The sequence below is a fragment of the Bradyrhizobium sp. LM2.9 genome (assembly GCF_054056555.1).
In genome coordinates, this window is the sequence record NZ_JBSRYJ010000002.1 from 4,827,338 (window position 1) to 4,850,702 (window position 23,365).

Below are 23,365 nucleotides of genomic sequence, written 5' to 3' on the forward strand. Positions count from 1 at the left end.
GATCCTACCTCACGGTCGCGAAGAACTTGCGGACCTCGCCGACGTACAGCTCCGGCTGCTCGAACGCAGCGAAATGCCCGCCCTTCTCCATCTCGCTCCAGTGCGTGATGTTGTGGAAGTTCGGCTCCATCCAGCGCCGCACCGGCGTGATGATCTCCCTGGGGAAGACGGCGACGCCGGTCGGCACCTTGACGACCGGTGTGGTGCGGCGCTTGCCAAAACTTTCCCAATAGAGCCGCGCCGATGAGCTCGCCGTCTCCGTCGCCCAATAGAGCATGACGTTGTCGAGCAGCTCGTCCCTAGTGAAGATGTTCTCGGGATGTCCGTTGCAATCGGTCCAGGCCCAGAACTTTTCCAGAATCCAGGCCGCCTGCCCGCTCGGCGAATCCGTCAGACCGTAGCCAAGCGTCTGCGGCCGCGTCGATTGCTGCTTCGAATAGCCGGAGTCGAGATCGACGTAATGCTTGAGGCCGGCGAGCGCCCGCTTCTCCTCCGCCGTCGGCTCGCCCTCGACCTTCGGCGTTGCGTTGAAGGCGAGCGTGATGTGAATGCCGGCGCAATGCTCGCCGTCCTGCATGCCGAGCGAGGTCGTCACCGCCGAGCCCCAGTCGCCGCCTTGCGCGCCATAGCGCGCGTAACCGAGCCGGTCCATCAGCTTGGCCCAGGTCGCGGCGATGCGATCAACGCCCCAGCCGGTGGCCTTCGGCTTCGCGGAGAAGCCAAAACCCGGGAGCGACGGACAGATAACATGGAAGGCATCGGCGGGATTGCCGCCGTGCGCGGCGGGATCGACCAGCGGCGCGATCACCTTCTGGAATTCGACGATCGAGCCGGGCCAGCCATGGGTGATGATCAGCGGCAGCGCCGCCGGCTCCTTCGAGCGCACATGCAGGAAATGGATGTCGAGCCCGTCGATCTCGGTGGTGAACTGCTCGAAGCGATTGAGTTTCGCTTCGCGCGCCCGCCAGTCGTAGTCGTTGGCCCAATAGGTGCAGATCTCCCGGATCCATTTCAGCGGCGCGCCCTGGCTCCAGTCGTCGACCAGCTCCGCCTCCGGCCAGCGCGTGCGCGCGAGGCGCGACTTGAGGTCGGTGAGGATGTCGTCGCCGATGGCGATGCGAAAGGGTTTTATGGCGCCGGTCATCGGTTGCCTCCCGAGTTTCTTTCGTCATTCCAGGCGCGCGAAGCGCGATCCCGGAATGACGGCTCAGCCCGTCAGCGCCGCCTTCACCAGACCGCTGGCCTTGCCGAAATCCATCTGGCCGGCGTACTTCGTCTTCAACACGGCGATCACCTTGCCCATGTCCTTCATGCCGGCCGCGCCGGTCTCGGCGATCGCGTCCGAGATCGCTTTCTTCACGTCGTCGTCCGACATCTGCTTCGGCAGATAGGCCGAGATCACCGCGATCTCCTCGCGCTCTTGCGCGGCGAGTTCGGCACGGCCGCCCTTCTCGTAGAGCTCGACCGATTCCTGGCGCTGCTTGATCATCTTCTGAAAAACGCCGAGCAGGTCTGCGTCCGACAGCGGCGGCTTGCCGTTGCCGCGCGCCTCGATGTCGGCGTTCTTGATGGTCGAGTTGACCATGCGCAGCGTGGACAGCTTGCGCTCTTCCTTGGCCTTCATGGCCTCCTTGACCGCATTGTTGATGTCATCGCGCAGCATGATCGTGCTCCCCTAGAATGTCCGACGCCTGATCTAGGCCGTTCGCAGCCCTGAGACAACCGGGGTTCCCAGCCATTCGACCAGCGCTCGCACCGTTGCCTCAGGCTGCTCCGGCTGCGGCAGATGTCCGCAATTCGACAGGACCACGAGCTTTGCGCCGGCAATGCCCTCCGCCATCTCTTTCGAGAACGCGTTGGGGATGGTGTTGTCGGCATCGCCCGTCAGCACCAGCGTCGGGCATTTGATCGTCGCAAGCGTCGGCCGTGAATCCACCCGCGCGATGATCGCGGTCTGCTGCCGCAGATAGCCTTCGACGCCGACATCCTCGCCCTGTTCATGCACGAGCTGACGAATGCCGGCATCGTCGCGGCGCGAGGGATGCACCAGTTCGGGAAACATCTCCTCGCGAGCCGCACGCAGCTCGCCGCGCTTGGCCCGCTCCATCAGGCCGCGGCGGCGCGTGGTTGCCTCCTCCGTGTCCGGCCGCGCCTGGGTGTTGATCAGCGCGAGCTTGGCCACCCGCTCGGGCGCCTGGCGCATGATCTCGAGCGCGACGTAGCCGCCCATCGAATGGCCGGCGAGCGCGAAGCGCGGCGGCGCCTCGCTCAGCACCCGACGGGCGATCGCGGCCATGCTGTCGTCACGGATATGGTTGGCGACCATCACCGGGCCGAACCGCCAGAGCGAGGGGATCACCGGGGCATAGATCCGGGCCGAGGACGCCAATCCCGGAACCAGCACAATTGGGGTCGTCTGGTCCATTATTGCCTCCCAAGCCCCGGAATTTGCCGGAAATTATGCCAGCGAGCTTAAGGGCCGGAGGGGAGCTGTCAAATATGCAAAAACGCATGTGAATCCGCGCTTCTCCGCTTTGACGGCAGCGCCCGCGGGGACTATGAAACGGGCTTATGACACAATCCGAAAACGATACCGCCTGGCCGGACCACAAACCGACCGCGCTGTTGGTGCTTGCCGACGGCACGGTGCTCGAAGGCTTTGGTCTCGGGGCCGAAGGCCAAGCCGTCGGCGAGGTCTGCTTCAACACCGCGATGACCGGCTACGAGGAGATCCTCACCGATCCCTCCTATGCCGGCCAGCTCATCACCTTCACCTTTCCGCATATCGGCAACGTCGGCACCAACGACGACGACATCGAGACGGTGAACATGGCCGCGACGCCCGGCGCGCGCGGCGTGATCCTGCGCACCGCGATCACCGATCCCTCGAACTACCGCGCCACCAAGCATCTCGACCAATGGCTGAAGGCGCGCGGCATCATCGGCCTCTCCGGCATCGACACCCGTGCACTGACCGCGCTGATCCGCAGCAAGGGCATGCCCAACGCCGTGATCGCGCACGCCAGGGACGGCGAGTTCGATCTGCATGGCCTGAAGGAAGAAGCGCGCGAATGGCCGGGCCTCGAGGGCATGGACCTCGTGCCGATGGTCACCTCCGGCCAGCGCTTCACCTGGGACGAGACGCCGTGGCTGTGGGAGAAGGGCTTTGGCCGGCAGGACAAGCCTGAGTTCAACGTCGTCGCCATCGACTACGGCATCAAGCGCAACATTTTGCGCCTGCTCGCCGGCGTCGGCTGCAAGGTGACGGTGGTGCCGGCAACGACCTCGTCCGAAGATATTCTTGCGATGAAGCCGGACGGCGTGTTCCTGTCGAACGGTCCGGGCGATCCGGCCGCGACGGGCAAATATGCCGTGCCTGTGATCCAGGACGTGATCAAGTCGGGCACGCCGACGTTCGGAATTTGTCTCGGTCACCAGATGCTCGGCCTCGCGGTCGGCGCCAAGACGAGGAAGATGCATCAAGGCCATCACGGCGCCAATCACCCCGTGAAGGACGAGACCACCGGCAAGGTCGAGATCACCTCGATGAACCACGGCTTTGCCGTGGACGAGAGCACCCTGCCGACGGGCGCGACCCAGACTCACATCTCGCTGTTCGACGGCTCCAATTGCGGTATCCAGCTCGACGGCAAACCGGTGTTCTCGGTGCAATACCACCCCGAGGCCTCACCGGGTCCGCGCGATTCGCACTATCTGTTCCAGCGTTTTGCGGACCTGATGCGGCAGAACAAGAGCGCGTAAGGACCACCGCTCCCGTGCCCCGGGCGCAGTGCCATAGCGCGTCGAGACGCGCGTGAACGCGCCTTAGGCGCCGCTCTTAGCGGCGTGATGCGCTGCTGAACCGGGGCCCCTGCCCGCGGCACTCTGGGTCCCGGCTCTGCGCAGCAACGCAAGAGCGCTGCAGCGCGTCCGGGACACGAGACCTCCCGAGGAACGCCTTCTCCTGCTTTAATGTTGTCTCGACGCCTTCGTGCAGCAGGAGCCCCGCCATGCCCGCCGTCCGCGACAATGCCGAGCCGCTCGCCATCGTGTTCGAGGACGACGGGCTCGTGCCGAACAACATCCTCCCGTTCCTGGTCTACCAGGGCGCGGTGAAGCTCGATTCCAGACAGCCGGAAGAGACGATCGAAAGTTTGTTCGAAGCGAACGGCTGGGGCGGGACGTGGCGCAATGGGGTCTTCGACTATCTGCACTATCACGCGACGGTGCATGAGGTGCTCGGCGTTGCGCGCGGGAGCGCGCGGGTCCGCTTCGGTGGCGACCACGGTCAGGAGCTGGAGATCAAGGCCGGGGACGTCGCGATTCTCCCTGCCGGCACCGGGCATCAATGCATCAAGGCGAGCGAGGATTTCTGCGTGATCGGCGCCTATCCGACGGGTGCGAAGATGGAGATCACCCGGGCGACGCCGGAGAATCACGCGAAAGCGCTGAAGACGATTCCAAACGTCGCGCTGCCGCCGGCCGATCCGGTGACGGGCAAGAATGGCGCGTTGATGCGGTTGTGGCGGTAGTCGCAACGACGGCGCCGCAGAGGGTGGGCAAAGCCAAGCGTGTCCACCAAATGACTTGAACTGCAGATAGATGGTGGGCACGGCGCGCGAAGAGTGCGCCTTTACCCACCCTGCCACAGCGTGCCCTACGCCTCGTTGGCGCCTTCCTGACGCGTGGCTTCGAACAGGAACCAGGTGCGGCGCTCGGTCTCGTCGATGAAGTTCTCGAGGATGCTGGCGCTGGCGACGTCGCCGGCCTCGTCGCACACCTCGTGCGCTTTTCGCATCGCGCTCGCGACGTGCTTATTGTCCTGCATCAATTCACGCAACATCTCGCGCGGCGGGACGTAGTCCTCGTTGTTGTCCTTGATGGTCTGGAGTTTCGCGACCTGGCCGATCGACTTCAGCGTGGTGCCGCCGATCTTGCGGACCCGTTCAGCGAGTTGGTCCGTGGTGGCGAAGATCTGGTCGGAATGTTCGTCGAGCAGCAAATGATAGTCGCGGAAATGCCGGCCGCTGATGTGCCAGTGGAAGTTCTTGGTCTTCAGATACAGCGCGAACGCATCGGCCAGAAGCACGTTGAGCGCCTCCGAAACCTTCTTGACCGCCTGAGGCGACAGATCGGTGGGGGTATCGAGGTCGGGCGAGACCTTGGTAGGGGCTTTGCTCACGGGAAACCTTCCTGTTAGGACGCGGACATTGACGGCGCGCCGTCGCACCCCTAACGCAGGCGGGCAGCGCCGGTTCCTTTGGCGGAACCGTTTGGCCGGGGCCCTCAGATACCATGGACGATTGGATCGATTATTACGACTCGACGCATACGATCTATGTCAGCAAGTTGCATCGCGACCTGCACTTCCAGATCATCGCACGGGACATCATCGGCTATATCTCCTCGCCCGAGGCGACCGTGCTCGACTATGCCTGCGGCGAGGCGCTGTCCGCGAGCCAAGTGGCGGCGGCCTGCGGCAAGTTGATCCTCGCCGAGCCCGCGCCCGGCGTTCGCGGCCGGTTGATCGCGCGGTTTGCCCCGAACACGAAGATCCGCGTCCGCTCGCTCGACGAGGTCCGCAACATGCAGGAGCAGTCGATCGATCTCGCCGTGATGAACTCGGTCGCGCAATACATGACGCCGGACGAGCTCGATGCCGCGCTCCTCAACTTCCGACGTATTTTGAAGCCCTCCGGGAAGCTGGTGCTCGGCGACATCCTCCAGCCCGACGTCGGCATGTTCAGGGACGTCACAGCGCTGCTCAGCTTCGGCCTGCGTCACGGCTTTCTGAAAGATGCGCTGATCGGGCTGATCAGCACCGCGCTGTCAGATTACCGTCATCTGCGTACGCGCATCGGGCTGCAGCGCTATAGCGAGGACGAGATCACCGCCAGGCTCAAGACCGCCGGCTTCGCGGTCCAGCGCGCTGACAGCAATATCGGCCACAATCGCTGGCGGATGACCTTCATCGCGCGGCCGCCTTTGGTGCGTTAAGCATAACGATTGCCTGGGGTGGCTTGTCGCACCCCGATCGGCAATGATCGCCACGGCCCGGTGGCGGAAGCGTCTACGCGAGAGCAGTGCATCGCTCTTCATCCTGGTTCAAATCCAGGCCGGGTCTCCAGCCTTCGCCAGCTTCGGCCAGGCGAGCCCTTTCGTAGCGAAGGCTGCCTCGACGAAGCCCGAAGGGCGAAATCGGCGTTGGCGCGCAATCGTCTCAGCTTCAACCCGCAGCAGGCACTTCGCACTCCGACAGCAGCTGAAGCCGGTCGGCATCCTTCGCTGCCGATTTCACCACCGCATCGAGCAGACCGGGGAAACGGGCATCCAGATCCTCGTGGCGCAGCCGCATGAAGCGGTTGGTGCCCGCCACGCGCGTCTGCATCAGACCGGATTCCCGCAGCTTCGCGAAATGATAGGCGAGATTCGACTTGCCGCTGAGCGCGTTAAAGTCGCCACAGCACAATTCGCTACTGACACCTTGCTGCTGGGCGAGCTGGTAGACGATCGCCAACCGGATCGGATCGCTCAGGCAATCCAGAACCATCGGCAGCTCGATCTGCTCGCGGGTGGGGTGGGGAGGCGTGCGGCTCATGGTCTGACGATCATAGCGAAATGGCCTCGATGTTCAATAGTTCTTGAACCAATTGACTCATGCACCGGTCCAATTGATAGTTCAATAAACATTGAACATGGGGATTTTCCGATGAGCGTATTCTGGTTGGCCTTGGCGGCCTTTGCGATCGGCACGGAAGGCTTTGTCATTGCAGGACTTTTGCCGGCGATCGCAACCGACCTGTCAATTTCCGTCTCCGCCGCCGGCCAATTGGTCACCGCCTACGCCCTCACCTATGCCGTGGGCTCGCCAATCCTGGCGGTGACGATGAACAATATCGACCGCCGCACCGTGCTGGCCCTGGCGCTATCGACCTTCATCGCCGGAAACCTCGCGGCGATGGTGGCGTCCAATTACGGCCTGCTGCTGGCCTCGCGCATGCTGATGGCGCTGGGCTCCGGGCTGTGCATGCCGACCGCGCTGGCCGTATCCGTGGCCGTCGCCTCGCCGGAGCGGCGCGGCCGCGCGGTGGCGCTGGTCACGTCGGGACTCACGGTTGCGACCGTCATCGGCGTTCCCCTCGGCAATCTCGTCGGCAGCCTCTTCGGATGGCGTGCGACCTTTGCCATGGTCGCCCTGATCGGCGCCGTCGCGCTCGCCGGCCTCCTGCTCGGCCTACCCCGCGGCCTGCCGCGCAACACGGCCTCGCTCAGCGAGCGGCTGGCGGTGGCGCGTCACAGCAATGTCCTGATCGCACTCGTGATCACGATTTTATGGGCGCTCGGCGGCTTCACAATGTTCACCTATTTCGCGGTCCCGCTGCGCGCGCTGGGCTTCGATGCCTCGCGCATCAGCCTCGCGCTCCTGGTGTTCGGCGCCGCCGCGGCGATCGGGAATATGCTCGGCGGCCTGTTGGCCGACCGGCTGGGCACCATCGTCACCGCGGCGCTCGGCCTGACCGGCATGGCCAGCGCGCTCTTCCTGCATTCGCTGGTGCTGAAATTCCTCCCCGGCCAGGCGCATTACGCGATCCTGGGCCCGATCTTCCTTCAGGGCCTTTCGGGCTGGGCGTTCTATCCGGCCCAGGTCGCCAGCATCATCCGGATCGACCCCAATGCCTCGATGATTGCGCTCTCCCTCAACGCCTCGGCCATGTATCTCGGCTTCGCGATCGGCGGAGCCTTCGGAGGCGCCGTACTTGCTGCGTGGAGCCCGGCTGATCTCGGCTGGGTCGGCGGATTGAGCGTTTCGGCTGCCCTTCTGGTGCACCTCGCCCGTGGCTGGCAGGCCCGACCAAAACCGGTCAAAATTGCCGGTTGATGGGCGTTTTTCGGGGTTTCGCCGCCCCGAAAACTGGTCTAAGACCCACCCGCGCGCAGGGGAGACCACCGCGCTCTCGGCCAAAGGGACGCGCAGCAAGCGCGCCCTTTTTTTGTGCCCAAATTCCACTTCGGCGAGAGTTGATGCCCAAACGTACAGACATCACCACCATCCTGATCATCGGCGCCGGTCCCATCGTGATCGGACAGGCCTGCGAGTTCGACTATTCGGGCACGCAGGCGGTGAAGACGCTGAAGGAAGAGGGCTACCGCATCGTGCTCGTCAATTCCAACCCGGCCACCATCATGACCGATCCGGAATTGGCCGATGCGACCTATATCGAGCCGATCACGCCGGAGATCGTCGCAAAGATCATCGAGAAGGAACGTCACGCCATCCCCGGCGGCTTCGCCCTGCTGCCGACCATGGGCGGACAGACCGCGCTGAACTGCGCGCTGTCGCTGCGCCGGCAGGGCACGCTCGAAAAGTTCGACGTCGAGATGATCGGCGCCACTGCGGACGCGATCGACAAGGCCGAGGACCGCCAGCTGTTCCGGGAGGCCATGACCAAGATCGGGCTTGAGACGCCGAAGTCGCGGCTCGCCAACGCCTCCGCCCTGAAGAAGTCCTTCCGCGACAAGTACCAAGCCGAACGCGCAAAGGCCTCGGGCGCGGCGCTCGCAGAGCTCGAGCAGCAGTGGACCCTCGGCGAAAGCGACCGCCGCAAGCGCTATCAGGAACATGCGCTCGGCCAGGCGCTGATGGCGCTGTCCGAGATCGGCCTGCCCGCGATCATCCGCCCCTCCTTCACCATGGGCGGCACCGGCGGCGGCATTGCCTACAACAAGGAAGAGTTCCTCGACATCATCGAGCGCGGCCTGGATGCGTCTCCCACCAACGAAGTGCTGATCGAAGAATCCGTGCTCGGCTGGAAAGAGTACGAGATGGAGGTGGTGCGCGACAAGAAAGACAATTGCATCATCGTCTGCTCGATCGAGAACCTCGATCCGATGGGCGTGCACACCGGCGATTCCATCACGGTGGCGCCGGCGCTGACGCTGACCGACAAGGAATACCAGATCATGCGCGACGCCTCGCTGGCGGTGCTGCGCGAGATCGGCGTCGAGACCGGCGGCTCCAACGTGCAGTTCGGCGTCAATCCCGAAGACGGCCGCATGGTCGTCATCGAGATGAACCCGCGCGTGTCGCGTTCCTCCGCTCTGGCTTCGAAAGCCACCGGCTTTCCGATCGCAAAGGTCGCCGCCAAGCTTGCGGTCGGCTACACGCTCGACGAAATCTCCAACGACATCACCGGCGGCGCCACGCCGGCCTCGTTCGAGCCGACGATCGACTATGTCGTCACCAAGGTGCCGCGTTTCGCCTTCGAGAAATTCCCCGGCGCCTCCACCACACTGACGACGTCGATGAAGTCGGTCGGCGAAGTCATGGCGATCGGCCGCACCTTCCAGGAAAGCCTTCAGAAGGCATTGCGCGGGCTCGAGACCGGTCTCACCGGCCTCGACGAGATCGAGATCGAAGGTCTCGGCCGCGACGACGACAAGAACGCGATCCGCGCCGCGCTCGGCACGCCGACACCGAACCGGCTGCTCCAGGTCGCCCAGGCGATGCGGCTCGGCTGGTCGGACGAGGAGATCTTCAATTCCTGCAAGATCGATCCGTGGTTCCTCAGCGAGATGCGCGGCATCGTCGACATGGAAGCGAAGGTCCGCAAGAGCGGCCTGCCGGGCAACGCGTTCGGCATGCGCACGCTCAAGGCCATGGGCTTCTCCGATGCCCGGCTTGCGATGATCGCGGAGACGACGGAGGCGGAGGTGACGGCGAAGCGTCACGCGCTCGGCGTCCGCCCGGTCTACAAGCGCATCGACACCTGCGCGGCCGAGTTCGCTTCGCCCACCGCCTACATGTACTCGACCTATGAGGCGCCGTTCGCGGGTGCGCCTGCGGACGAGAGCGCGCCGTCCGACAAGAAGAAGGTCATCATCCTCGGCGGCGGGCCGAACCGCATCGGCCAGGGCATCGAGTTCGACTATTGCTGCTGCCATGCCTGCTTCGCGCTGCATGACGCCGGCTACGAATCCATCATGGTCAATTGCAACCCGGAGACGGTGTCGACCGACTACGACACCGCCGACCGGCTCTATTTCGAGCCGCTCACCGCCGAGGACGTGCTGGAGATCATCGCGAAGGAGCGCACCAACGGCACGCTGCATGGCGTGATCGTGCAGTTCGGCGGCCAGACCCCGCTCAAGCTGGCGCGCGCGCTGGAAGCCGCCGAAGTGCCGATCCTCGGCACCTCGCCCGACGCTATCGACCTGGCTGAGGACCGCGACCGCTTCAAGCGGGTGCTCGACAAGCTGCGGCTGAAGCAGCCGAAGAACGGCATCGCCTATTCGGTCGAGCAGGCGAGGCTCGTCTGCACCGATCTCGGACTGCCGCTGGTGGTGCGCCCGTCCTACGTGCTCGGCGGCCGCGCGATGCAGATCATCCGCGAGGAGAACCAGCTCAACGATTACCTGCTCGGCACGCTGCCGGAGCTGGTGCCGTCTGACGTCAAGGCGCGCTACCCGAACGACAAGACCGGGCAGATCAACACTGTGCTCGGCAAGAACCCGCTGCTGTTTGACCGCTATCTCTCCGACGCAACCGAGATCGATGTCGATTGCCTCTGCGACGGCAAGGACACCTTCATCGTCGGCATCATGGAGCACATCGAGGAAGCCGGCATCCATTCCGGCGACAGCGCCTGCTCGCTGCCGCCGCATTCGCTCGATGCCAAGATGATCGAGGAACTGGAGCGGCAGACCCGCGAGCTCGCGCTGGGCCTCGACGTCGTCGGCCTGATGAACGTGCAATACGCCATCAAGGACGGCGATATCTACGTGCTCGAAGTCAACCCGCGCGCCTCGCGCACGGTGCCTTTCGTCGCCAAGGTGGTCGGCACGCCGGTTGCGAAGATCGCGGCGCGGGTCATGGCCGGTGAAAAGCTCGCTGACTTCAAGTTGAAGAAGGCGGACTTCAAGCATGTCGGCGTCAAGGAATCGGTATTTCCGTTCGCCCGCTTCCCCGGCGTCGACACCGTGTTGGGTCCGGAGATGCGCTCGACCGGCGAGGTCATGGGTATCGACCGCTCCTTCGCGGTGGCGTTCGCCAAGAGTCAGCTCGGCGGCGGCACGCGGGTGCCACGCAAGGGCACGGTGTTCGTCTCGGTTCGCGAGAGCGACAAGACGCGCATCGCCGAGGCCGTTCGCGAGCTGCATTCGCTTGGCTTCAAGGTGCTGGCGACATCGGGCACGGCGCGCTTCCTGACCGACCAGGGCATCCCGACCGAGAGGGTGAACAAGGTGCTGGAGGGCCGGCCGCACATCGTCGACGCCATCACCAATGGCGACGTCCAGCTCGTCTTCAACACCACCGAAGGCCCGCAGGCGCTCGCCGACAGCCGTTCTCTGCGGCGCGCGGCCCTCTTGCATAAAGTGCCGTATTACACCACTCTTTCCGGGGCCGTGGCGGCCGCGCAGGGCATCCACGCCTATCTGGGCGGGGACCTTGAGGTTCGGACCCTGCAGAGCTACTTTTCGGAAACCTGATCGCGAGCGGAAGGCCCACTTTCCGCTAAGTGACTGGCGATGAAGCCACAATGACCGGAGGAACTGTCCGGCCATTTGGTTGTTCAGTTCCGGCGCCAAGCCCATATGAACGTCCGGCGTCGAGCCCGGATAGACTGACGAATCAAGTTGCGTGCGCGCTGACATTTCGGGGCGCGCGCGACCGAAGGACGAGAGAAGAGATGGAAAAGGTACCGATGACAGCGAGCGGCTTTGCCGCGCTCGGGGAAGAATTGAAGAAGCGCCAGTCGGAGGACCGTCCGCGCATCATCGAGCATATCGCGGAGGCGCGCTCGCACGGCGACCTTTCGGAGAACGCGGAATATCACGCCGCGAAGGAAGAGCAGTCCCACAATGAAGGCCGCATCGCCGAGCTCGAGGACAAGCTCGCGCGCGCCGACATCATCGACATTTCCAAGCTGTCCGGCGACACAATCAAGTTCGGCGCCACCGTGACGCTGGTCGATGAGGACACCGAGAAAAAGAACGTGTGGCAGCTCGTCGGCGAAGTCGAGGCCGACGCCAAGAAGGGCCGCATCTCGATCACCTCGCCGCTCGCACGCGCGCTGATCGGCAAGAAGAAGGGCGCCACCGTCGAGGTCAACGCACCCGGCGGCTCCAAGGCGTATGAGATCACCAAGGTGGAGTGGCGGTAGCGATTTGCCGTTGCGCGTGATTTGAAAAGGGCCGCGCACTGCGCGGCCTTTTTTGTTTCTGCATGTTGCTGGAAATGTGATGGGCTCGCGCCCTCACTCTCGTGTCCCGGACGCGCTGCAGCGTTCTTGCGCTGCTGCGCTGCGTCCGGGGCACGAGATCGTGCGAGCTACCTTCTTCCCCTCACGTCGAGCGGCACGGCCGCCTCGTACTTCGAGTTATGCAGCACGAGCGAGGTCCGCACGTTGCGGACGTGCGGGGCGGCGGTCAAATGGGTGACGAAATCCTGGAAGGTGGCCATGTCGGGTGCGACGCATTTCAGGATGAAATCGACTTCGCCCGACAGCATCCAGCACTCGCGCACCAGCGGCTCGGCACGGACGAACTCCTCGAAGGCGCGCAAATCAGCCTCGGCCTGGCTAGAGAGGTGCACTGCGGCAAACACCGTGACGTCGAAGCCGAGCTTTCGCGCGTCCAGGAGCCCGCGATAGCCGTGGATATACCCCTCCTCCTCCAGGGCCCGGACGCGGCGCAGGCAGGGCGGTGGCGAGATGCCGACGCGCCTGGCCAGCTCGACATTCGTGATTCGACCGTCGGCCTGAATCTCGGTGAGAATTTTCAGGTCGATCTCGTCTAGGTTCCGCGACACGTGATAGGAACTCCTGGCTTTTGCGGCGCTATTGGTGCGTTTATCGCAATCCTCATAGCGCAGACGGCCCGACCAGCGCAATTTTATTGCGCGTGCAGCGCAATCGACTTTTGTTCCTTGTTGGAAAAATCCGCCGACAGGGAATGCAATTCTTGCATAGCTCACCAGAAGGCTTAGATTAGCTCTGATATTTCAGCGCCTCCGCGAGGCCTCCCGGCACGTTCCGCGCCCGCGCTGCAATCCCCCGTGAAAGGCATCTGTCGAAATGTCCGCCGCTGTCCATGCAAAGGTCGTCATCATCGGCTCCGGCCCCGCCGGCTACACGGCGGCGATCTACGCCGCGCGCGCAATGCTCGAGCCGATCCTGATCCAGGGCATCCAGCCGGGCGGCCAGCTCACCATCACGACCGATGTCGAGAACTATCCGGGCTTCGCCGACGTGATCCAGGGCCCCTGGCTGATGGAGCAGATGGAGAAGCAGGCGCTGCATGTGGGCACCCAGATCAAGACCGATCTGGTGATCAAGCTCGACACCACGCAGCGGCCGTTCCGCCTCACCTGCGATAGCGGCGACGTCTATCTCGCCGAGACCGTGATCCTCGCCACCGGCGCCCAGGCGCGCTGGCTCGGCATCTCCTCCGAAGAAAACTTCAAGGGCTTTGGCGTCTCGGCCTGCGCCACCTGCGACGGCTTCTTCTACCGCGGCAAGGAAGTGGTCGTGGTCGGCGGCGGCAACACCGCCGTCGAGGAAGCGCTGTTCCTGACCAATTTCGCCTCGCAGGTGACTGTGGTTCACCGCCGCGACCATTTCCGCGCGCCGAGCGCATCCTGCAGGACCGCCTATTCAAGCATCCCAAGATCAAGGTGGTCTGGGACAACGCCATCGACGAGATCTGCGGCGAAGGCAATCCGGGCAAGGTCACTCATGTCCGTCTCAAGAACGTCAAGTCCGGCGCGCTCACCGAGCACAAGGCCGACGGTGTCTTCATCGCTATCGGGCATGCGCCGGCGACCGAGCTGGTGAAAGACCAAGTCAAGCTCAAGCCGTCGGGCTATGTCGAGGTCGCCCCGAACTCGACCGCCACCTCGGTGCCCGGCCTGTTCGCCGCCGGCGACGTCGCCGACGAGACTTATCGTCAAGCGGTCACAGCGGCCGGCCTCGGCTGCATGGCGGCTCTCGAAGCCGAACGTTTCTTGGCCCTGCGCGCCAGCGAGCGCGCGGCAGCGGAATAAAGATCATGGCACGAACACGCGACGGATTCACGGATATGGACTGGGACAAGCTGAAGGTGTTTCACGCGGCGGCGGAAGCGGGAAGCTTCACCCATGCCGGCGAGCAGCTCGGCCTCTCGCAATCGGCGGTGTCACGCCAGGTCTCGGCGCTGGAGCAGGAACTCTCGGTCTCGCTGTTCCACCGCCACGCCCGCGGCCTGATCCTCACCGAACAGGGCGACCTCCTGTTCCGCACCGCGCATGACGTGTTCATGCAGCTGCAGGCGGCGCGCGCCAAACTGACCGACAGCCGCGAGCGGCCGAGCGGTGATCTCAAGATCACCACCACGCCCGGGGTCGGCATCAACTGGCTGATCCCGCGGCTCGGCGAATTCACCGCGCTCTATCCGGAAATCCGGATCTCGCTGATCGTCACCGACGAAGAGCTCGACCTCTCGATGCGCGAGGCCGACGTCGCGATCCGCACCCGCAAGCCGACGCAGCCGGATCTCATTCAGCGCAAGCTTTTCGCGATGGGCTTCCACGCCTATTGCTCGCCTGATTACATCAAGCGCTTCGGCACGCCGCGCACGCTGGAGGAGCTCGATTCCCACCGCATCATCACGCTCTCCGACGGCACCTTCGCGCCGCATCTTCAGAACCGCAACTGGCTGGTCGAAGCGGGACGCAACGGCTCGGGTCCGCGCGAAGCCTATTTCAGGGTCAACAACATCCTCGGCCTCGTCCGCGCCTGTCAGCAAGGCCTCGGCATCGCGGCGCTGCCGGACTATTTGATCGAAGAACAGAGCCGCCTCGTGCAGCTGTTCGGCGAATCGGATTCGATCCAGCTCGATACGTATTTTGTCTATCCGGAAGAACTGAAGACGGTCGCGCGTGTGCAGGTGTTCCGCGACTTCGTGGTGAGCAAGGCGCAGCGCTGGCCGTCCTAATTTCCGCATGACTGACATGCGGCCTCGGCTGTTGCTGCAGGCCGCTCGTCAAGCTCATACTGTTTGCACGCTGAGCCTTCGCGTTGCGCATTTGTCCCCCTCCTCCAGTGGCGCGGGAGTTCAGTAATCCCTCTTGGAAGGTGATTGTGTCGGCCTCACGTGGCCAATACCTTAAGCCGGGCTCGTTCGAGCCCGGCTTTTTTTTGACCTCTTCGGCTTTCGCGTTCCGCGAGTGTTGACAGTTCCACGCGCATCCCGCATCATTTTCAAATGATCACGAAGTCGTGCGCAATTTCGTTCGAGGCAGCCGTCTCGAAAAAAGTCCCCCATCCGGGGACCTCGGATTTTTGCGCGCGCTAAACAAGCTTCGTCATCGCGAGCCAAACCCCGAAAACCCCGCCGCCTGGACGGGGTTTTTTCATGTGCCCTCGTCTCAGGTTTTTCCCGAGAAGGAGATGGAACATGACCGGACTACAGGAACATTTGCACGGGCTCTGGCTGCCGCTGGTGACGCCGTTTCGCGACGGCGCTCTCGACGAGAGGTCGCTGCGGCGGCTGACACGGCATTACAGCGGACAGGCCGTTGACGGCTTCATCCTGGGGGCGACCTCCGGCGAAGGTATGACGCTGCGCGATGCCGAGCTCGAACGCCTCGTCGCCATCGTGCGCGACGAGATGACCACCGGCCCCAGCAAGCTTCCGATCTGCCTCGGACTATCAGGCGCGGACACGGCGCGGCTGAAGGACCGCCTCGATGAAACCGCGGACTGGCCGATCGACGGCTATCTGATCGCGAGCCCCTATTATGTGCGGCCGTCGCAACGCGGCGTGCTGGCGCATTTCGAGGCGCTCGCCGATCACGCCGCCTGGCCGCTCGCGCTCTACAACATCCCCTATCGCACCTCGGTCAACATCACCAACCAGACGCTGCTGCGGCTTGCCGAGCATCCGAACATCATCGGCCTGAAGGATTGCGGCGCGAGCCGCGAGCAATCCATCGCGCTGCTGCGCGACCGTCCCAAGAACTTTCGCGTGCTGACCGGCGAGGACGCGAACTATTTCGAGGCACTCAGCGACGGCGCCGAGGGCGGCATCGTGCTGTCAGCGCATCTCGAGACCGCGACGTTTGCGGCTGTGTATGCCGAGCTGAAGCGCGGCAACCACGCTGCGGCGCTGGCGCGCTGGCAGGAGGTCGCGGAACTGACGCGCCTGTTGTTCACTGAACCCAGTCCCGCGCCGGCAAAGTACTGGCTGTGGCGCACGGGCCTCATCGACAGCCCCGAAGTGCGTCTGCCGATGGTCGAAGTCGGCAGCGAACTCGCCGCCCAGCTCGACCGCGAGATCGAGCGACGGATGCAAGTCGCGGCGTAGAGCTTCCTCTTTCGATCCACGCACGCTCGCCCTTCTCCCTTGCGGGAGAAGGGAAGACGCACCGTGGTTAACCGCGCCCCAACGCCTTCGCTGCTGCCGCATGGCGCATCCACGGCTCGTTTACGCAATCGCGCCTATCGTCTTCATTCAAAGTCTTTCAAATGGGGGAATGACCATGGGGCAACGCATCCGACCGCCGGCGGCAGATATATTCGCGTCCGCCGATCTGTTGCGCGGAATTCTGGTGGTGTCGTCGTTCGGCTTCTGGGCGGTGATGCTCGGCCTGATGCCGGTGCTGGTGTTTCGGGTCTGGCTCGCCTGACACGGCGCGTTCGGATGGTTAATCCGTGGTAGCATCTGTGTTCGAATGCACGCGAGATTGCGACCCGGAATCTTAAAGCATCGCGCCTATCGTTCATGCCCATAAGCGAAGAAATCGCGGGGGCGTTTGTGAATAGTCATAACGAATTGGCGTCGTATTACGACGCCGGACAGCAGGGCTTTACCACCGAGGACATTCTCTGGGCCGCCGGCATCTGGTCGGTGATCCTCACCCTGTCGCCGGTGATCGTGTTCTACATGCTGATGGTGGCCTAGCTTTCATAGTGATCTCCAGAAACGCAAAACGCGCGGAGATCCGCGCGTTTTTCGTCCGGGGAATGATTTATGGAAATTACGCCGCCTGCTTGTGCATTGCGCCGGAAGCCGACGCCGTGCCGCGAATAGCCTTCACCGAACGTTCGATCGCCGCCCACAGCCTTGCGATTTCCTGAGCCGCACGGCTCTCGGCCTGATATTCCCGCGCGCCTTCGCCGTGGCTCAGCGCCATCAGCAAATCCGAACGGTTGGTGATCTGGCCGCCCCACACCGGAGCCCGGAACTTCGCCAGCGCCTCGCGGGCGATGGTGACGATCGGGCTTTCGGACTCGTCGCGGCGCGCCGGCGCACCGTTGAGCACAACCGCGTAGGGCTTGCGGGCCGCACGGCACATCTGGATCGTTTCCTGCACCGCGTTGACGTCGAACACGCCGGGACGGGCGGGAATCACGACCATGGTGGCATTGCGGATGGCATCGTCGACGACGGCCGACAGGTTCGGCGGCGTGTCGATCAACACCCATTCATAACCGTCGCGCTTGGCAGTGGAGACGATGCCGCTGACCGAGTTCACCGCGGACTTGATCGGCGGCTCGTTGGTGCCACGCAGCTTGTGCCACAGCGTGAGCGAGCCTTGCGGATCCGCATCGACGAGCAGGATCGGCTTGGTCGCCTTGATCTGCGCGGCGAGATGCGCGGCCAGGGTACTCTTGCCCGAGCCACCTTTACGCGATGCAAAAACAATAACGTTCATACCTCTGCCTCCAGATTGACCCCAGGCAGCGAAAATGAATCACCGCGGTGATTCGGGAAAGAAAAATTTATCGTAAGTCATGCTGGAGCCATGAAATAACAAAGCACGTTGGCTTTTGAGTCACACTGCTGCGTGCGACGGACAGCGACCAACTGCAGCGGACCGCCCTTCACCCCAGCAATCGTGCGTTTTTTGAGCAGGCGGGCGGGAAAATGCGGAATGCAACCTCGCCGCGCAAACCGCCTTCGCGACTCGTTTACATCCCGCCGTGGTCGCAAGCGTCCGCAAGCGGAGGCGAACAAAAGGAGTCCGGTGGCTGGTGTGGGGCTGATGACCTGGCCATTTTGACTCAAGGCCGTCGAACGAGGGGCCGGAAACGCAAATGCCCGGGACTTCAAACGCAGTGCGCGCTTCGCCCGGGCATGATCGCGTTTCAAAAAGGGAACGCGGTGCGGCGCCCTCAGCTTTCGCTGGGTTTCTTCTTCTTGGCCACCTTCGGCGCCGGTTTGGTGGTCTTCTTCGCGGCTTTGGGCGCGATGCTGGTCGGCTTGCCGGCGCGGGGCGCGGCCGCCATGCCGGGCTCCGGTCCCGGCCGGAAGAACGCCCGGCATTGCGGCGAGAGCTGCGACTTCTTCTGGATCATGCAGGCGGTGATGGCGTCGACGTTCGGAACGAAGTCGCCGCACAGCCGCATCGCATCCGGCGTGCAGGCCTGCTGCTCCTCCTGGGAGTAGGCAAAGCCTGCACCCGGGTGGATCAGGACGGCCAGGGCGATACCCGAGATCGCAGCAGCCATGTATTTCATCATGGATGTATTAAAGCGGAACGCCGGCATTGATCCCCCAAAATGTCGAGTCGGACGGAATAGTGGGTGAATGGGCGTTCGTTGGCAACCGAGCGGAGATGCGAAAGCCGGGACGTGTGCGGTCTCGGCAACAGGGTGGCCTCGCGAACAAAAACGAGAAAACAACCCCATGCACAGTAGCCAAGTCACGGCGATTGCTGGCCTTTCAAATCTTAGGATTTAACGAAATGCAGTTTGACTTGTCGGGCAAAACAGGGGCATCATGTCATCATCACAGCATGTGCGTGGGGTGGTCGGCTTGCTCCTGCGCTGGTCGAAAGCGGGAGCGGATTGCATGGAGCGAAATGAGGCGGACCTGCCGCTGTCGGGCGTGACGGTGGTCTCGCTCGAGCAGGCGATTGCGGCTCCTCTGGCCAGCCGGCATCTTGCGGACTGGGGCGCGCGGGTCATCAAGATCGAGCGGCCGGGCGACGGCGATTTCTGCCGCGACTACGATCACGTGATGAACGGGATGTCGAGCCAGTTCGTCTGGACCAACAGGTCGAAGGAGAGCCTCGCCATCGACCTCAAAAGTCCGGACGGCCAGAAGGTGCTCGACGCCTTGCTGCCGCAGGCCGACGTCTTCATTCAGAACCTGGCGCCCGGCGCGGCGGAGCGGCTGGGCCTCGATGCCGCATCGCTCGTGCGGAAATTTCCCCGGATCATCGCCTGCGACGTTTCGGGCTATGGTGCGGGAGGACCCTACAGCAACAAGAAGGCTTACGATCTCCTGGTCCAGTGCGAGGCCGGCGTCCTCGCCATCAACGGCACCGAGGCGGAGCCTGCGAAGGTCGGACTTTCGGTGGTCGACATCGCCACCGGCATGTACATCCTCAACGGCGTGCTGATGGCGCTGTATCGCCGCGAGCGGACCGGCAAGGGCACCGCCTTCCAGGCCTCGCTGTTCGATTCCATCACGGACTGGATGAGCTATCCCGCCTTCTACACCCAGAGTGCGGGCCGGCCGCTGCCGCGAACCGGGGCAAAGCATGCAACGATAGCGCCATACGGCCCTTTCCGCGTCGGAGACGGCAACACGATCTTCTTCGGCATCCAGAACGACCGGGAATGGCGATCGCTGTGCGCCATTGTCCTTGGCGATGCGGCATTTGCCGACCATCCCTGCTTCCGCACCAATCCGCTGCGCATGCAGAACAGGGACGATCTGCAAACACATATCGAGCAGCGTTTTGCAGCGATCACCAGTGACGAGGTGCTGCGGCTGCTCGACGAGGCCTCGATCGCCAACGCGCATCTGAATTCGGTCGAGGCTTTCCTGGAGCACGAACAGCTCCGCTCCCGCTCCCGGGTGCAAACGGTTGGCTCACCGTGCGGACCGGTGATGAGCTTCCTGCCGGCTCTCACCATTCCAGGTCTGTCGCCCCGGATGGATCCGGTGCCTGGCGTCGGGCAGCACAACCAATCCATCCTCAGCGAACTCGGTCTCGCAAAGGAGACATGACGATGGCCCCTCAGCGGCCGACGCGGGTCTATCTGGCCGTTCCCGCGCATCGCTCCCGTCTCGTCGCCAAGGCAGCTGCCTCGGCCGCGGATGCGGTGTTCATGGACCTCGAGGACGCCGTGCCGCCGTCCGAGAAGAGTGCGGCGCTGGAGGAAGCTGCGCGGTCGCTGTCCTCCCTGGATTGGGGCAACAAGATCGTCGCTGTCAGGGTCAACGCCGTCGACAGCCCCTTCATCGCGCAGGAAATCCGCAAGCTCGCTGCGCTCCCCAGGCTGGATTCGGTGATCGTGCCGAAGGCGGAGCGCGCGAGCGACATCGCCGCCATTGCCGATCAGCTGCGCGCGGCCGCGCCCGGTCGACCTTCGCCTGTGACGCTCGAACTGCTGATCGAGACCGCGCTGGGTCTCGTCAATGTCGACGCGCTCGCCGCCTCGCACCAAAGCGTCGCCGCCCTTCATCTCGGTGTCGGGGATTTCGCCGCCTCGATCGGCGCCCGCTCCTCGGAAATCGGCGCGTCGCCGGAAGGCTACCGGCACGTGGGCTCCGCCCAGAGCGGCTATGCTTCCGCCCCGCTCGACCTGTTCGCCTATCCGATGATGCGCCTGCTGGTGGCCGCGCGCGCGTTCGGCCTGCGCGCCATCGACGGTCCGTGCGGCGCGTTCCGGGATGCCAGATTGACTGAAAGCAGCGCGCTCAAGGCCGCGGCGATGGGTTTTGACGGCAAGCAGGTGATCCATCCCGACCAGATCGAACCGACGCTGCGGGCGTTCGTCCCGTCCGACACCGAACTGGCGCACGCGCGGCGGGTTGTCGAGGCCATGGAGCAGGCCGAGGCGCAGGGCCAGGGCGCGGTGACACTCGACGGCAAGATGATCGACTATGCCAATGTGCGCATGGCGCGACGGATTATCGGGCTGGGGTCGTAGGGTCGCATGGCCACGATGTTGATCGTCGCGCCGGTGTTTGCGCTGATCGCGGCGGGCTATGCCGCGGTGCTGTTTCGCTTCGTCTCCGAGACCGCGCACAAGGGCATCTCCGAATTCGCCTTCAGCATCGCCATACCTGCGCTGCTGTTCCGCACCATCGTGGTGTCGGAATTTTCCGGCGTCAGCCCCTGGCGGATGTGGGGCGCCTATTACGGCGCGCTCGCGCTCACCTGGATCGCGGCGCTGGCGCTCTCGGCGCTGCTGCGGAAGCGGCGCGAGGATCGCGAGGACGGGGTCGTGTTCGCGATCGGCTCGGTCTACGGCAACATCGTGATGCTCGGCATTCCCCTGACGCTGTCGGCGCTGGGCAATGAGGCCGCGGGGCCGATGGCGCTGATCCTGTCGGTGAACACGCCGCTGCTCTGGCTCTGGGGCACGCTGCAGATGGAATTGGTCGACCGCAAGCAGACCGCCTCGGCGGTGTCGCTGATCGTGCCGGTGCTGCTGGATCTCTCCCGCAACCCGATCATGCTCGCGATCGGCCTCGGCCTGCTCTGGCGCTTGACCGGTCTCGGCCTTCATCCCGTCGTCGACAGGACCGTCGAGCTGCTGGCGCAGGCGGGATCGCCGGCAGCGCTGATCGCGCTCGGCATCAATCTGTTCCGGTTCGAGGTCAAGGGCGAGAAGCTCGGCATCCTCGTGATGTCCGCGTTAAAACTGCTGGCGATGCCGGCGGCCGCGTTCGTGCTCGCAAAGCTGCTCGACCTGCCGCCGCTCGCGGCCGGCGTGGTCGTGCTGTTCGCGGCGATGCCGACCGGCGCCAACGCGTACATCTTCGCAGTCCAGTATCAGCGGCTGGTGAACCCGGTGTCGGGCGCGGTGGCGCTGGGCACGCTGCTGGCGGCGGTGACGTTGCCGGTGGTGGTGTGGGTGATGGCGGGGGTGAGGTAAGGCTCACGATGCCCTCCTGGCGACTTCAGCCGGGATACCCGGAAAATCGGCCTTCTCCTGGGGTCGGAAATCACCACTCAATCGAATACTTATATGTATTCATAAATTTACATTTTGGATATATGTAACTATACGTAACGTCCCCGCTTGGCTACATATAAGTATTCCAAATGAACCTCTATGTATACGGATGACTTGCCACATGAGCGTCAAAACCATCGTTCAGCAGCAGTACCGCAACATCGTCGACAGCGCCGCCGCAAACGCTGCCAGTCTGAAAGCACCGCCGGAAGGCTGGCTCCGCACGGTCCGCAGTGCGCTGGGTATGTCGGGAGCCGACGTCGCAAAGAAAATGGGCGTCACCCGCGCACGCGTCACCACGGCAGAACGTGCCGAACTCACGGGCGGCATCACCCTGAAATCAATGCAAGCCACAGCAGAGGCGATGGGGTGCCGCTTCGTCTACGCGATCATTCCGGCCTCAGGACATGTCGAGGATCTCATTACGGCTCAGGCTAGAAAAAAGGCCATGGCAATCGTCGGCACGGCCAGCAAGCACATGGCCCTCGAAAACCAGAAACTGCCGGACGACAAAATTGCTCGGGAAGTCGAACGTCTCACCCGTGAGATCGCGCTGGAAATGCCTTCGAATTTCTGGAGCGATCAATGATCGATCTCTGGTATCCCGAGGGAGCGACGCCGCTCGACCCAAACGAGCTTGGCGGGCTGAAGCATAAACACATCACAACGCAAGGCGAACTCGATCAATTGGAACAGGCCAACATCGAGTCCGGCTTGCGTTGGCTTGGTCGCCAGAGAGCTCACGTTCTGACCGACGACTTCGCCATCATTTTGCACAAGCGCTTGTTCGGCGACGTCTGGGACTGGGTGGGAACGTTCCGAAAGACGGGGAAAAACATCGGCATCGATCCCATCCGTATCCCTGTAGCGCTTCGAACCCTCATGGATGACGCCCAGTTTTGGGCTGACAACAAAACCTACTCGCCTTCCGAAGCTGCCATTCGATTGCACCATCGCCTCGTCAAGGTTCACCCGTTTCCGAATGGTAACGGCAGGCACGCCCGTATCATGGCGGATGCTGTTCTGAACCGCGTCTACAAGGCAAAACCAATCGATTGGACAGGCGGACATGATCTTCAAAAGATGAATGAGCGGCGTACCGCTTACATCGCGGCTCTCAAGGCTGCGGACCAGGATGACATTGGTCCTTTGATGAAGTTCGTCGGTCCGCGAGATGATCTCTAAAGCGCGATGTGATTGGGATGAATCGTCATCGTGCTTTGTGCAGTTCAATGCCAGCGGCTGGTGAACCCGCTGTCCGGGGCGGTGGCGCTGCTGGCGACGGTGACGTTACCAGTCGGGCGGTGAGTGATCCGCTTAGGCAGCCCAGTCCACAATCGCGTCAATGAAAGTCTGAGCCTGGCGGATCGCGTCCCCCCTCGTCGCACAGACACCGACCGATACGGTCC

The 23,365-nt window shown here is 63.5% G+C and carries 23 protein-coding genes and 1 pseudogene; 16 read left to right on the plus strand and 8 right to left on the minus strand.

Features of this window, described 5'->3' with window-relative positions:
* Nucleotides 1–4: 4 nt before the first annotated feature.
* The 3 genes from ACVWW3_RS25150 to ACVWW3_RS25160 form a co-directional block, all read right to left on the minus strand.
* Entirely contained in the window at nucleotides 5–1,144 is a 1,140-nt protein-coding gene (locus ACVWW3_RS25150; protein ID WP_456648317.1) for an epoxide hydrolase family protein, read from the minus strand.
* 63 nt (nucleotides 1,145–1,207) lie between these two features.
* Entirely contained in the window at nucleotides 1,208–1,663 is a 456-nt protein-coding gene (locus ACVWW3_RS25155) for a GatB/YqeY domain-containing protein (protein ID WP_247339316.1), read from the minus strand.
* Between the two features lie 33 nt (nucleotides 1,664–1,696).
* Nucleotides 1,697–2,425 carry an alpha/beta fold hydrolase gene (locus tag ACVWW3_RS25160; protein WP_456648316.1) on the minus strand — a complete coding sequence of 243 codons (729 nt, stop codon included), beginning with the start codon at nucleotides 2,423–2,425 and terminating at the stop codon, nucleotides 1,697–1,699.
* A 146-nt stretch (nucleotides 2,426–2,571) separates the two neighbouring features.
* Between ACVWW3_RS25160 and carA the strand changes: the two genes are divergently transcribed.
* Both carA and ACVWW3_RS25170 read left to right on the plus strand, forming a co-directional pair.
* Nucleotides 2,572–3,762 carry a glutamine-hydrolyzing carbamoyl-phosphate synthase small subunit gene (gene carA, locus ACVWW3_RS25165; protein WP_247447610.1) on the plus strand — a complete coding sequence of 397 codons (1,191 nt, stop codon included), beginning with the start codon at nucleotides 2,572–2,574 and terminating at the stop codon, nucleotides 3,760–3,762.
* Nucleotides 3,763–4,010: 248 nt separating this feature from the next.
* Nucleotides 4,011–4,532 (plus strand): cupin domain-containing protein, encoded by a 522-nt coding sequence (locus ACVWW3_RS25170; protein WP_456648315.1) that lies wholly within the window; start codon nucleotides 4,011–4,013, stop codon nucleotides 4,530–4,532.
* A 125-nt stretch (nucleotides 4,533–4,657) separates the two neighbouring features.
* On the opposite strand, the gene ACVWW3_RS25175 is transcribed toward ACVWW3_RS25170, so the two are convergent.
* Complete coding sequence (locus ACVWW3_RS25175; protein WP_247447612.1) at nucleotides 4,658–5,182, minus strand: Dps family protein; 525 nt, start codon at nucleotides 5,180–5,182, stop codon at nucleotides 4,658–4,660.
* Nucleotides 5,183–5,295: 113 nt separating this feature from the next.
* Here ACVWW3_RS25175 and ACVWW3_RS25180 point away from each other — a divergent pair, with 113 nt between their 5' ends.
* Nucleotides 5,296–5,997, plus strand: a complete 702-nt coding sequence (locus ACVWW3_RS25180) for a class I SAM-dependent methyltransferase (protein WP_247447613.1) — start codon at nucleotides 5,296–5,298, stop codon at nucleotides 5,995–5,997.
* A gap of 229 nt (nucleotides 5,998–6,226) precedes the next feature.
* Here ACVWW3_RS25180 and ACVWW3_RS25185 read toward each other — a convergent pair whose 3' ends face one another.
* A complete protein-coding gene (locus tag ACVWW3_RS25185; protein WP_247447614.1) occupies nucleotides 6,227–6,598 on the minus strand; it encodes an ArsR/SmtB family transcription factor in 372 nt (123 codons plus the stop codon).
* A gap of 111 nt (nucleotides 6,599–6,709) precedes the next feature.
* Here ACVWW3_RS25185 and ACVWW3_RS25190 point away from each other — a divergent pair, with 111 nt between their 5' ends.
* The 3 genes from ACVWW3_RS25190 (at nucleotide 6,710) to greA (ending at nucleotide 12,161) form a co-directional block, all read left to right on the plus strand.
* Nucleotides 6,710–7,879: an MFS transporter gene (locus ACVWW3_RS25190; RefSeq protein WP_456648314.1), complete on the plus strand. Its 1,170-nt coding sequence runs from the start codon at nucleotides 6,710–6,712 to the stop codon at nucleotides 7,877–7,879.
* A 143-nt stretch (nucleotides 7,880–8,022) separates the two neighbouring features.
* The gene (gene carB / locus ACVWW3_RS25195; RefSeq protein ID WP_247339302.1) at nucleotides 8,023–11,487 is read left to right on the plus strand and encodes a carbamoyl-phosphate synthase large subunit; all 3,465 of its coding nucleotides are present in this window, start codon (nucleotides 8,023–8,025) and stop codon (nucleotides 11,485–11,487) included.
* Nucleotides 11,488–11,687: 200 nt separating this feature from the next.
* The gene (gene greA, locus ACVWW3_RS25200; RefSeq protein WP_247339301.1) at nucleotides 11,688–12,161 is read left to right on the plus strand and encodes a transcription elongation factor GreA; all 474 of its coding nucleotides are present in this window, start codon (nucleotides 11,688–11,690) and stop codon (nucleotides 12,159–12,161) included.
* A gap of 167 nt (nucleotides 12,162–12,328) precedes the next feature.
* Here the strand turns inward: greA and ACVWW3_RS25205 are convergent, their stop codons facing one another.
* Nucleotides 12,329–12,808: an Lrp/AsnC family transcriptional regulator gene (locus ACVWW3_RS25205; RefSeq protein ID WP_247339296.1), complete on the minus strand. Its 480-nt coding sequence runs from the start codon at nucleotides 12,806–12,808 to the stop codon at nucleotides 12,329–12,331.
* 265 nt (nucleotides 12,809–13,073) lie between these two features.
* On the opposite strand from ACVWW3_RS25205, the pseudogene trxB reads away from it, so the two are divergent.
* From trxB to ACVWW3_RS25230, 5 genes and pseudogenes are all read left to right on the plus strand, one after another.
* Nucleotides 13,074–14,041 (plus strand): annotated as a pseudogene (gene trxB / locus ACVWW3_RS25210) (thioredoxin-disulfide reductase).
* A gap of 5 nt (nucleotides 14,042–14,046) precedes the next feature.
* Nucleotides 14,047–14,970: a LysR family transcriptional regulator gene (locus ACVWW3_RS25215; protein ID WP_247320655.1), complete on the plus strand. Its 924-nt coding sequence runs from the start codon at nucleotides 14,047–14,049 to the stop codon at nucleotides 14,968–14,970.
* A gap of 462 nt (nucleotides 14,971–15,432) precedes the next feature.
* Nucleotides 15,433–16,341 carry a 4-hydroxy-tetrahydrodipicolinate synthase family protein gene (locus ACVWW3_RS25220; RefSeq protein ID WP_456648312.1) on the plus strand — a complete coding sequence of 303 codons (909 nt, stop codon included), beginning with the start codon at nucleotides 15,433–15,435 and terminating at the stop codon, nucleotides 16,339–16,341.
* A 175-nt stretch (nucleotides 16,342–16,516) separates the two neighbouring features.
* On the plus strand, nucleotides 16,517–16,663 hold the full coding sequence (locus tag ACVWW3_RS25225) for a hypothetical protein (protein WP_247339292.1): 147 nt from the start codon (nucleotides 16,517–16,519) through the stop codon (nucleotides 16,661–16,663).
* 95 nt (nucleotides 16,664–16,758) lie between these two features.
* Nucleotides 16,759–16,938 (plus strand): hypothetical protein, encoded by a 180-nt coding sequence (locus ACVWW3_RS25230; RefSeq protein WP_456648311.1) that lies wholly within the window; start codon nucleotides 16,759–16,761, stop codon nucleotides 16,936–16,938.
* Nucleotides 16,939–17,014: 76 nt separating this feature from the next.
* On the opposite strand, the gene ACVWW3_RS25235 is transcribed toward ACVWW3_RS25230, so the two are convergent.
* Nucleotides 17,015–17,692 carry an AAA family ATPase gene (locus ACVWW3_RS25235; protein ID WP_456648310.1) on the minus strand — a complete coding sequence of 226 codons (678 nt, stop codon included), beginning with the start codon at nucleotides 17,690–17,692 and terminating at the stop codon, nucleotides 17,015–17,017.
* Between the two features lie 460 nt (nucleotides 17,693–18,152).
* A complete protein-coding gene (locus tag ACVWW3_RS25240; RefSeq protein ID WP_456648309.1) occupies nucleotides 18,153–18,527 on the minus strand; it encodes a hypothetical protein in 375 nt (124 codons plus the stop codon).
* A 304-nt stretch (nucleotides 18,528–18,831) separates the two neighbouring features.
* Here ACVWW3_RS25240 and ACVWW3_RS25245 point away from each other — a divergent pair, with 304 nt between their 5' ends.
* The 5 genes from ACVWW3_RS25245 (at nucleotide 18,832) to ACVWW3_RS25265 (ending at nucleotide 23,141) form a co-directional block, all read left to right on the plus strand.
* Nucleotides 18,832–19,998, plus strand: coding sequence for a CaiB/BaiF CoA transferase family protein (locus ACVWW3_RS25245; protein WP_456648308.1), 1,167 nt, complete (start codon nucleotides 18,832–18,834; stop codon nucleotides 19,996–19,998).
* A 2-nt stretch (nucleotides 19,999–20,000) separates the two neighbouring features.
* On the plus strand, nucleotides 20,001–20,924 hold the full coding sequence (locus ACVWW3_RS25250) for an HpcH/HpaI aldolase/citrate lyase family protein (RefSeq protein WP_456672172.1): 924 nt from the start codon (nucleotides 20,001–20,003) through the stop codon (nucleotides 20,922–20,924).
* Between the two features lie 6 nt (nucleotides 20,925–20,930).
* A complete protein-coding gene (locus ACVWW3_RS25255) occupies nucleotides 20,931–21,875 on the plus strand; it encodes an AEC family transporter (protein WP_456648306.1) in 945 nt (314 codons plus the stop codon).
* A 202-nt stretch (nucleotides 21,876–22,077) separates the two neighbouring features.
* Nucleotides 22,078–22,545, plus strand: a complete 468-nt coding sequence (locus ACVWW3_RS25260; protein WP_456648305.1) for a mobile mystery protein A — start codon at nucleotides 22,078–22,080, stop codon at nucleotides 22,543–22,545.
* The gene (locus ACVWW3_RS25265) at nucleotides 22,542–23,141 is read left to right on the plus strand and encodes a mobile mystery protein B (RefSeq protein ID WP_456648304.1); all 600 of its coding nucleotides are present in this window, start codon (nucleotides 22,542–22,544) and stop codon (nucleotides 23,139–23,141) included. The genes ACVWW3_RS25260 and ACVWW3_RS25265 overlap by 4 nt, the downstream gene beginning before the upstream one ends.
* The last annotated feature ends 224 nt before the right edge of the window (nucleotides 23,142–23,365 follow it).

Bases quoted from the DNA above. Each gene is read 5' to 3' on its own strand.
- ACVWW3_RS25150 (WP_456648317.1), bottom strand. From the start codon at position 1,144: ATGACCGGCGCCATAAAACCCTTTCGCATCGCCATCGGCGACGACATC.
- ACVWW3_RS25155 (WP_247339316.1), bottom strand. From the start codon at position 1,663: ATGCTGCGCGATGACATCAACAATGCGGTCAAGGAGGCCATGAAGGCC.
- ACVWW3_RS25160 (WP_456648316.1), bottom strand. From the start codon at position 2,425: ATGGACCAGACGACCCCAATTGTGCTGGTTCCGGGATTGGCGTCCTCG.
- carA (WP_247447610.1), top strand. From the start codon at position 2,572: ATGACACAATCCGAAAACGATACCGCCTGGCCGGACCACAAACCGACC.
- ACVWW3_RS25170 (WP_456648315.1), top strand. From the start codon at position 4,011: ATGCCCGCCGTCCGCGACAATGCCGAGCCGCTCGCCATCGTGTTCGAG.
- ACVWW3_RS25180 (WP_247447613.1), top strand. From the start codon at position 5,296: ATGGACGATTGGATCGATTATTACGACTCGACGCATACGATCTATGTC.
- ACVWW3_RS25185 (WP_247447614.1), bottom strand. From the start codon at position 6,598: ATGAGCCGCACGCCTCCCCACCCCACCCGCGAGCAGATCGAGCTGCCG.
- ACVWW3_RS25190 (WP_456648314.1), top strand. From the start codon at position 6,710: ATGAGCGTATTCTGGTTGGCCTTGGCGGCCTTTGCGATCGGCACGGAA.
- carB (WP_247339302.1), top strand. From the start codon at position 8,023: ATGCCCAAACGTACAGACATCACCACCATCCTGATCATCGGCGCCGGT.
- greA (WP_247339301.1), top strand. From the start codon at position 11,688: ATGGAAAAGGTACCGATGACAGCGAGCGGCTTTGCCGCGCTCGGGGAA.
- ACVWW3_RS25215 (WP_247320655.1), top strand. From the start codon at position 14,047: ATGGCACGAACACGCGACGGATTCACGGATATGGACTGGGACAAGCTG.
- ACVWW3_RS25220 (WP_456648312.1), top strand. From the start codon at position 15,433: ATGACCGGACTACAGGAACATTTGCACGGGCTCTGGCTGCCGCTGGTG.
- ACVWW3_RS25225 (WP_247339292.1), top strand. From the start codon at position 16,517: ATGGGGCAACGCATCCGACCGCCGGCGGCAGATATATTCGCGTCCGCC.
- ACVWW3_RS25230 (WP_456648311.1), top strand. From the start codon at position 16,759: ATGCCCATAAGCGAAGAAATCGCGGGGGCGTTTGTGAATAGTCATAAC.
- ACVWW3_RS25235 (WP_456648310.1), bottom strand. From the start codon at position 17,692: ATGAACGTTATTGTTTTTGCATCGCGTAAAGGTGGCTCGGGCAAGAGT.
- ACVWW3_RS25240 (WP_456648309.1), bottom strand. From the start codon at position 18,527: ATGCCGGCGTTCCGCTTTAATACATCCATGATGAAATACATGGCTGCT.
- ACVWW3_RS25245 (WP_456648308.1), top strand. From the start codon at position 18,832: ATGGAGCGAAATGAGGCGGACCTGCCGCTGTCGGGCGTGACGGTGGTC.
- ACVWW3_RS25250 (WP_456672172.1), top strand. From the start codon at position 20,001: ATGGCCCCTCAGCGGCCGACGCGGGTCTATCTGGCCGTTCCCGCGCAT.
- ACVWW3_RS25255 (WP_456648306.1), top strand. From the start codon at position 20,931: ATGGCCACGATGTTGATCGTCGCGCCGGTGTTTGCGCTGATCGCGGCG.
- ACVWW3_RS25260 (WP_456648305.1), top strand. From the start codon at position 22,078: ATGAGCGTCAAAACCATCGTTCAGCAGCAGTACCGCAACATCGTCGAC.
- ACVWW3_RS25265 (WP_456648304.1), top strand. From the start codon at position 22,542: ATGATCGATCTCTGGTATCCCGAGGGAGCGACGCCGCTCGACCCAAAC.